Consider the following 7767-nt stretch of genomic DNA (forward strand, 5'->3'; position numbering starts at 1 on the left):
TCCCACAGGTTGGACGTTAGCACCGATCGGCAGCCCATACGCAAAACCCTGAGACTTCCCGGCGAAACGCTTCATAATGGCGGCCAATTTGTTTAGCTCGTTATTCTGGTGTGCCCGCATGGAAATTAAGGTCAACTTTCTCGACAACCTTCGGCTTGAAGCCAAGTTCGATGACTTCACGGTCATTGCCGACCAGCCCATCCGCTACAAGGGCGATGGGTCGGCACCGGGGCCATTCGACTACTTCCTGGCTTCGTCGGCGTTGTGTGCGGCGTACTTTGTGAAGTTGTACTGCCAGACGCGCAATATTCCCACCGAGAATATTCGCCTGTCGCAGAACAACATCGTCGACCCGGAAAACCGCTATAACCAGATTTTCAAGATCCAGGTCGAATTGCCCGCAGACATTTCCGACAAGGACCGCCAAGGCATCCTGCGCTCCATCGACCGCTGCACCGTGAAGAAAGTGGTGCAGGCCGGGCCGGAATTCGTGATTGAGGAAGTCGACAACCTCGACGCCGATGCCCAGGCGCTGTTGATGCCCAACTCCACGTCCGCAGCGGGCACCTACATTGCCGGCAAGGACCTGCCGCTGGAGCAGACCATCGCCAACATGTCGGCGATTCTCGCGGGCCTGGGCATGAAGATCGAGATCGCCTCGTGGCGCAATATCGTGCCCAACGTGTGGTCGCTGCATATCCGCGACGCCCATTCACCGATGTGCTTTACCAACGGCAAAGGCGCGACGAAAGAAGGCGCGCTGGCGTCGGCGCTGGGTGAGTTCATCGAGCGCCTGAACTGCAACTTCTTCTACAACGACCAGTTCTGGGGCGAGGACCTGGCCAACGCGCCGTTCGTGCATTACCCGGACGAGCGTTGGTTCCAGCCGGGCCCCAACGATGAGCTGCCGAGTGAAATCCTCGATGCCTATTGCCTGAAAGTCTACAACCGCGAGGGCGAGCTGCGCGGCTCGCACCTGTTCGACACCAACTCCGGCAACGAAGCCCGCGGCATTGTCTCGCTGCCGTTCGTGCGTCAGTCCGATGGCGAGGTGGTGTATTTTCCGTCCAACCTGATCGAAAATCTCTACCTGAGCAACGGCATGAGCGCCGGCAACACCCTGGCCGAGGCCCAGGTGCAGTGCCTGTCGGAGATTTTCGAGCGGGCGGTGAAGCGCGAAATCATCGAAGGCGAATTTGCGTTGCCGGACGTTCCCGCCGAAGTGCTGGCCAAGTACCCCGGGATCCTGGCGGGCATCGAAGGCCTGGAAGCCCAGGGCTTTCCGGTGCTGGTCAAGGACGCGTCCCTGGGCGGTGAGTTCCCGGTGATGTGCGTGACCTTGATGAACCCGCGCACCGGCGGCGTGTTCGCTTCGTTCGGCGCGCACCCCAGCCTGGAAGTGGCGCTGGAACGCAGCCTCACCGAGCTGCTGCAAGGCCGTAGTTTCGAAGGCTTGAACGACCTGCCGCAGCCGACCTTCGAAGGCCAGGCAGTCACCGAGCCGAACAACTTCGTCGAGCACTTTATCGATTCCAGCGGCGTAGTGTCGTGGCGCTTCTTCAGTGCCCAGTCGGATTATGAATTCGTCGAGTGGGACTTCTCCGGCCAGGGCGAAGATTCCAACGCCCAGGAGGCCGCCACGCTGTTCGGCATCCTCGAAGGCATGGGCAAAGAGTCGTACATGGCGGTGTATGAGCACTTGGGCGCTACCGCCTGCCGCATCCTGGTGCCGGACTACTCGGAAATCTACCCGGTGGATGACCTGATCTGGGACAACACCAACAAGGCGCTGTTTTTCCGCGAAGACATCCTCAACCTGCACCGCCTCAGCGAGGAGGAACTGCAGGCGTTGGTAGAGCGCCTGATAGAAAGCGAGCTGGACGACTACACCGATATCACTACGTTGATTGGCATTGAGTTCGACGACAACACGGCGTGGGGCCAACTGACCATCCTGGAACTCAAGCTGCTGATCTTCCTGGCCTTGCAGCAGTATGAAGAGGCCAAGGAGTGCGTGGAGATGTTCCTGCAGTACAACGACAACACGGTTGAGCGTGGGTTGTTCTACCAGGCGATGAACGCGGTGCTGGAGATGGAGTTGGATGACGACCTGGCACTGGCTGACTACGAGGCCAACTTCCGGCGCATGTTCGGCAATGAGCGCATGGACGCGGTGATCGGTTCGGTCGACGGCAGTGTGCGCTTTTATGGGCTGACGCCGACCAGCATGAAGCTGGAAGGCCTGGACCGGCATTTGCGCTTGATTGACAGCTACAAGAAGCTGCATGCGGCGCGGGCCAATATCACCCGAGGTTGAGGCTGACCTCTGTAGGAGCGAGCTTGCTCGCGAAAAACGTCAACGATAACGCGGGCTGTCTGGATGTCCGTGTTGTCTTTGCGTTCTTCGCGAGCAAGCTCGCTCCTACAGGTATGTCGGCGTTATATGTGGGCCAAGGCTTGCGCCAGATCGGCGCGCAAATCCTCCACATCCTCAACCCCTACCGACAAGCGCACCAGCCCATCGCCAATCCCCAATTGCGCCCGAGTCGCCGCCGGGATGCTGGCATGGGTCATGATCGCCGGATGCTCGATCAGGCTTTCCACGCCCCCCAGGCTCTCGGCCAGGGCGAAGATCTTCACGTTTTCCAGAAAGCGCGTCGCGCCGGCCAGGTCGCTGTTCAAGTCCACTGAAATCATCCCGCCGAACCCGCGCATCTGCTGTTTCGCCAGGTCGTGCTGTGGGTGGGATTGCAAGCCTGGGTAGTGAACCCGTGACACTTGTGGCTGTTGTTCCAGCCAGGTGGCCAGGTCCAGGGCATTGCTGCAATGGCGCTCCATGCGCAGCGCCAGGGTTTTTACCCCACGCAGGGTCAGGAAGGCATCGAACGGCCCGGCGATGGCGCCGATGGAGTTTTGCAGAAAGCCCAGGCGTTCGGCCAATTCAGCGTTGTCGCCAACAACAGCGATACCACCGATCACATCAGAATGCCCATTGAGGTATTTGGTGGTGGAGTGCACCACGATGTCGAAGCCCAACTCCAGCGGACGCTGGATCCAGGGGCTGGCAAAGGTGTTGTCGGCCACGCAGATAATCCCGCGGGCACGGCAGATGCGGGCGACGGCGCGCAGGTCGGTCAGGCTCAGCAGCGGGTTGCTTGGGGTTTCGACCCAGACCATGCGCGTGTCGTCCTGCAATGACGCTTCAAACGCCGACAAGTCGCTGAGGTCGACATAGCTGAAGCGGTGCCCGGCACTGCGCTGGCGCACCTTGTCGAACAGGCGGAACGTGCCGCCGTACAGGTCATTGCCCGAGACGATATGCGCGCCCGCATCCAGCAGTTCCAGCACGGTGGAGATCGCCGCCAGCCCCGAGGCAAATGCAAACGCCTGGCTGCCGCCTTCAAGGTCGGCCACGCAGCGTTCCAGGGCAAAGCGCGTGGGGTTATGGGAGCGGCCATAGTCAAAGCCCTTGTGCACGCCGGGGCTGTCTTGCAGGTAGGTGGAGTTGGCGTAGATCGGCGGCATCAGCGCGCCCGTGGTCGGGTCGGGTGACTGCCCGGCGTGGATCACACGGGTGGCAAACGCGCTGTTATCGGGCTGGCTCATGCAAGGGATCTCCGTAGGTGGTTAAGCAGGTCGACGCGGGTGATCAGGCCATGGAAGCCTGAGGCGTCGGCAATGATCGCGACCAGGCCGCGATCCAGCTCGGCCTGCAGTTCGGCCAGGCTGGCGCTGGGGGCCAGGGTGTGCAAGGTGTCGGTCATGGCGCTGGCGACGGTCATGGAAAAATCCGCGGCGTCGTGGTGCAGGCCCAGCAGGATGTCGGACTCGTCGATCACGCCAACCAGGGTCTGGCCATCGACCAGCACCGGCAGTTGCGACACATCCGCCAGGCGCATGCGCTGGAAGGCGGTGAGCAGGGTGTCGCCTGGGCTCACGCTGATCACGCGGCCGTCTTCGAAGCGGCGCGCGATCAGGTCGCGCAGGTCGCCGTAGTGCTTGTACTGCAACAGGCCCGCGTCGTTCATCCACTGGTCGTTGTAAACCTTGGACAGGTAGCGCGTACCGGTGTCGCAGACGAAGGTGACCACGCGCTTGGGCTCGGTTTGCTCGCGGCAGTAGCGCAAGGCAGCGGCGAGCAGGGTGCCGGTGGATGAGCCGCCGAGGATACCTTCGGCCTTGAGCAACTGGCGGGCGTGGTCGAAGCTGTCGGCGTCGCTGATGGAGTAGGCGTGGCGCACGCTGGACAGGTCGGCGATCGAGGGAATGAAGTCTTCGCCGATGCCTTCCACCGCCCAGGAACCGGGGGTTTCCAGCGTGCCGCTGCGGCTGTATTCGGCCATCACCGAACCGACCGGGTCGGCCAGCACCATGGCCAGCTCGGGTTGCACGCGCTTGAAGAAACGCGTCAAACCGGTGAGGGTGCCCGCCGAGCCGACGCCCACCACAATCGCGTCTACATCGTGCTGGGTTTGCGCCCAGATCTCCGGCGCGGTGCTGGTCTCGTGGGCCAAGGGGTTGGCCGGGTTATTGAACTGGTCAGCGAAGAACGAGCCTGGAATATCCTTGGCCAAACGTGCCGCCACGTCCTGGTAATACTCGGAATGGCCCTTGCCCACATCGGAGCGGGTGATATGCACCTCGGCGCCCATGGCCTTGAGGTGCAGCACCTTTTCCGTGGACATCTTGTCGGGCACCACCAACACCACCCGGTACCCCTTGGCCCGGCCCACCAGCGCCAGGCCCAGGCCGGTATTGCCGGCGGTGGCTTCAATGATGGTACCGCCAGGGCGCAAGCGACCGTCGCGTTCAGCGGCGTCGATCATCGCCAGGCCGATGCGGTCCTTGATGGAACCGCCGGGGTTTTGCGATTCCAGCTTGAGAAACAGCGTGCAGGGGCCGGTATCGAAGCGGCTGACCTTGACCAGCGGGGTGTTGCCGATCAGTTCGAGTACAGCAGGACGGGAAGGCGTGGGCATGTCGTCTCCTGGTTACGGGATGGGCGCAGGGCGGGGGACAGCAAAAAAAAGCATGGCTTGGAACATAGGCCGGTATTGACGGTGTCGCAACCGGGCGTCCGTTGTATGACTTTTTTGCCGCATGGGGGAGGGCGCGCGATCCAAGTGTGGGAGCTGGCTTGTCGGGTCGCCGCATCGCTGCGATGGCGGCGGTGCTGTTGGCATTTGTGCTGCCTGACCCACCGCCATCGCGGCCTCGCTAAGGCTCGAGCGCTCCCACAGTTCAGTTCCCGGCAATGGCGGCTTCGATGGCAGCGATGTCGATTTTGGTCATGGTCATCATCGCTTCAAACGCACGCTTGGCGACGGCAGGATCTTTACTGGTAATCGCATCGACCAACACCCTCGGCGAGATCTGCCACGACAGCCCCCACTTGTCCTTGCACCAACCACAAGCACTCGCCTGCCCACCGTTGTCGATGATGGCATGCCACAAACGGTCGGTTTCCTCCTGGTTATCCGTGGACACCTGAAAGGAAAACGCCTCACTGTGCTTGAACATGGGGCCGCCATTGAGGCCCACGCAGGGGATACCCAGTACGGTGAACTCCACGGTCAACTCATCACCCTGCTTGCCGGACGGGAAGTCGCCTGGCGCACGGTGCACCGCCTTTACTTCGCTGTCAGGGAAGGTTTTGGCGTAGAAGGTCGCCGCCTCATGGGCGTCGCCGTTGTACCAGAGGCAGATCGTATTCTTGTTGTTCATCGCAAGGCTCCTTGGGGCGGAAGGTGCATGAAGTCTAGACGAACAACCTGCAACGCTACTCAGGCTTGCACCGCCTCACGGCCAGAGCGTGAATCGGCCCGCCGCGAACGCCAGCTCAGCCCCAATACCATCAGCAAGCCCAAGCCCGCCATGATCGCACCTGCCAGGGAGATAGCCGGGTAGCCCAGCCCGGCGTTGATCACCGCACCCCCCAACGCCGCACCAATCGCATTACCAAAATTGAACGCACCGATGTTCATCGCCGAAGCCAGGTTCGGCGCATCTTTGGCGGCCTCCATCACCCGCATCTGCAACGGTGGCACCAGGGCAAAACTGGCAGCGCCCCACAGCAGGATCGACAACGCAGCGGGCAGCGGCCATTGCATGAGGACCGAGAAGGCCAACAGCACGGCAATCAACACCACCAGCGAGATGATCAAAGTACGGTCCACCGAGCGGTCCGCAGCCTTGCCACCCCACACATTGCCCAGGGTGAGCCCGACGCCGAACAGCACCAGCATCCCGGTGACGAAGTTGGTGGAGGCGTGAGTGACATCGCGCAGAATCGGCGCGATGTAGGTGAACACCGTGAACATCGCACTGGAGCCCACCACAGTCAGCGCCAACGCGGCCAACACCGGCCCGCGGCCCAGCACACGAATTTCCGCCATCAGCCCGCCGCCCTTGGGCGCCGGAGCGTTGGGCAATGCCCACCACAGCGCCGCCATCACCACTGCGCCAAGCCCACTGATGCCCCAGAACGCGGTGCGCCAACCAAAGTTCTCGCCAAACCAGGTCGCCAGGGGTACGCCGCCAATGGTTGCCAGGGTCAGCCCCATGAACATCGCCGCCACAGCCCCCGCGCGTTTCTCGGGCGCCACCAGGCTTGCGGCCACGATCGAGCCAATCCCAAAGAACGCTCCGTGATTGAGCGACGTCACCAGCCTGGCGATCATCAATGTCTGGTAGTTGCTGGCCAACGCCGACAGCAAATTACCCAGGGTAAAAATCGCCATCAGCCCAATCAGCAGATAACGGCGGGGCACCCTGGCCGTCGCCAGGGTCATGATCGGCGCGCCAATCAACACGCCCATGGCGTAGGCGCTTACCAACAGCCCCGCAGCGGGGATGGAAACGCCAAGATCAGCGGCGATACCGGGCAACATGCCCATAGGGGCAAACTCTGTGACCCCGATGCCAAAGGCACCGACGGACAATGCTACAAGGGGGGGATTGATACGCATGGGTGACTCCTCATCTGTGAGCCAAATGCTACAATCCTGCCTTTTGCAGCAGTAGCCCTTGGTTGGGAACTACAGCTTTGCGCAGGAGGCACAAATGGACATCGGCGGGCGGTCGGGAGAGATGGAAGTCTTCACTATGGTCGCCGAGCACGGCAGCCTGTCGGGTGCGGCCAGGGCGTTGGGGCTGACCCCATCGGCCATCAGCCGCATCATCACCCGCACCGAACAGCGCATAGGCACCCGCCTGCTGCTGCGCACCACCCGCGCCATCACCTTCACCGCCGAAGGCGAAGCCTACCTGCGCGGCGCCCGGCGCATCCTCGCAGACATGGCCGAAGTCGAAGATGCCATCACCGACCAGGGCGCGCCCCGCGGACGCCTGCGCGTCAGCGCCGCACTGGCCCACGGCCGCATGACCATCGTCCCCCTGATCGCCGCCTTCAGCGCCCGCTATCCCGCCATCGTCGTCGACCTGATGCTCGGCGATGAAGTCGTGGACATCCTCGGCGGCCAAGCCGACGTTGCCATCCGCTTCGGCCCCCTCGCCGACAGCCCCCTGACTGCTCGCCTTATCGGCTCTACCGGGCAGGTTATCGTTGCTTCACCGGAGTACCTGGCACGGCATGGCACCCCCGTGACGCCGCAGGATTTACTGCAACACAACTGCCTGCGCTTCAACTTCCGTAGAGCGGCGCCGGATTGGCCGTTTCGGGTGGAGGGGCGGGAGTTTTCGCTGAAAGTGGCGGGGACGATTGAAGGGAATAGCGGTGAGGCATTGGCGCAGTTGGCGAAGCTGTAG

General features: G+C 62.3%; 5 protein-coding genes and 1 pseudogene. 2 read left to right on the forward strand and 4 right to left on the reverse strand.

Annotated elements, in window-relative coordinates:
* The first annotated feature begins 118 nt into the window (after positions 1-118).
* Complete coding sequence (locus BUE92_RS05050) at positions 119-2317, forward strand: OsmC domain/YcaO domain-containing protein (protein WP_073522286.1); 2199 nt, start codon at positions 119-121, stop codon at positions 2315-2317.
* 122 nt (positions 2318-2439) lie between these two features.
* On the opposite strand, the gene BUE92_RS05060 is transcribed toward BUE92_RS05050, so the two are convergent.
* From BUE92_RS05060 to BUE92_RS05075, 4 genes are all read right to left on the reverse strand, one after another.
* Positions 2440-3606: a cystathionine gamma-synthase gene (locus tag BUE92_RS05060; RefSeq protein ID WP_073522290.1), complete on the reverse strand. Its 1167-nt coding sequence runs from the start codon at positions 3604-3606 to the stop codon at positions 2440-2442.
* Positions 3603-4979, reverse strand: coding sequence for a pyridoxal-phosphate dependent enzyme (locus tag BUE92_RS05065; protein WP_073522291.1), 1377 nt, complete (start codon positions 4977-4979; stop codon positions 3603-3605). Before BUE92_RS05065 ends, BUE92_RS05060 begins: the two co-directional genes overlap by 4 nt.
* Before the next feature lie 262 nt (positions 4980-5241).
* Complete coding sequence (locus tag BUE92_RS05070) at positions 5242-5724, reverse strand: VOC family protein (RefSeq protein ID WP_073522292.1); 483 nt, start codon at positions 5722-5724, stop codon at positions 5242-5244.
* Between the two features lie 59 nt (positions 5725-5783).
* Entirely contained in the window at positions 5784-6968 is a 1185-nt protein-coding gene (locus BUE92_RS05075) for an MFS transporter (RefSeq protein WP_073522293.1), read from the reverse strand.
* Between the two features lie 94 nt (positions 6969-7062).
* Between BUE92_RS05075 and BUE92_RS05080 the strand changes: the two are divergent.
* A pseudogene (locus tag BUE92_RS05080) lies at positions 7063-7767 on the forward strand (LysR substrate-binding domain-containing protein); the annotation flags it as partial.

The organism is Pseudomonas fluorescens (assembly GCF_001902145.1).
GTDB classification, from domain to species: domain Bacteria; phylum Pseudomonadota; class Gammaproteobacteria; order Pseudomonadales; family Pseudomonadaceae; genus Aquipseudomonas; species Aquipseudomonas fluorescens_BV.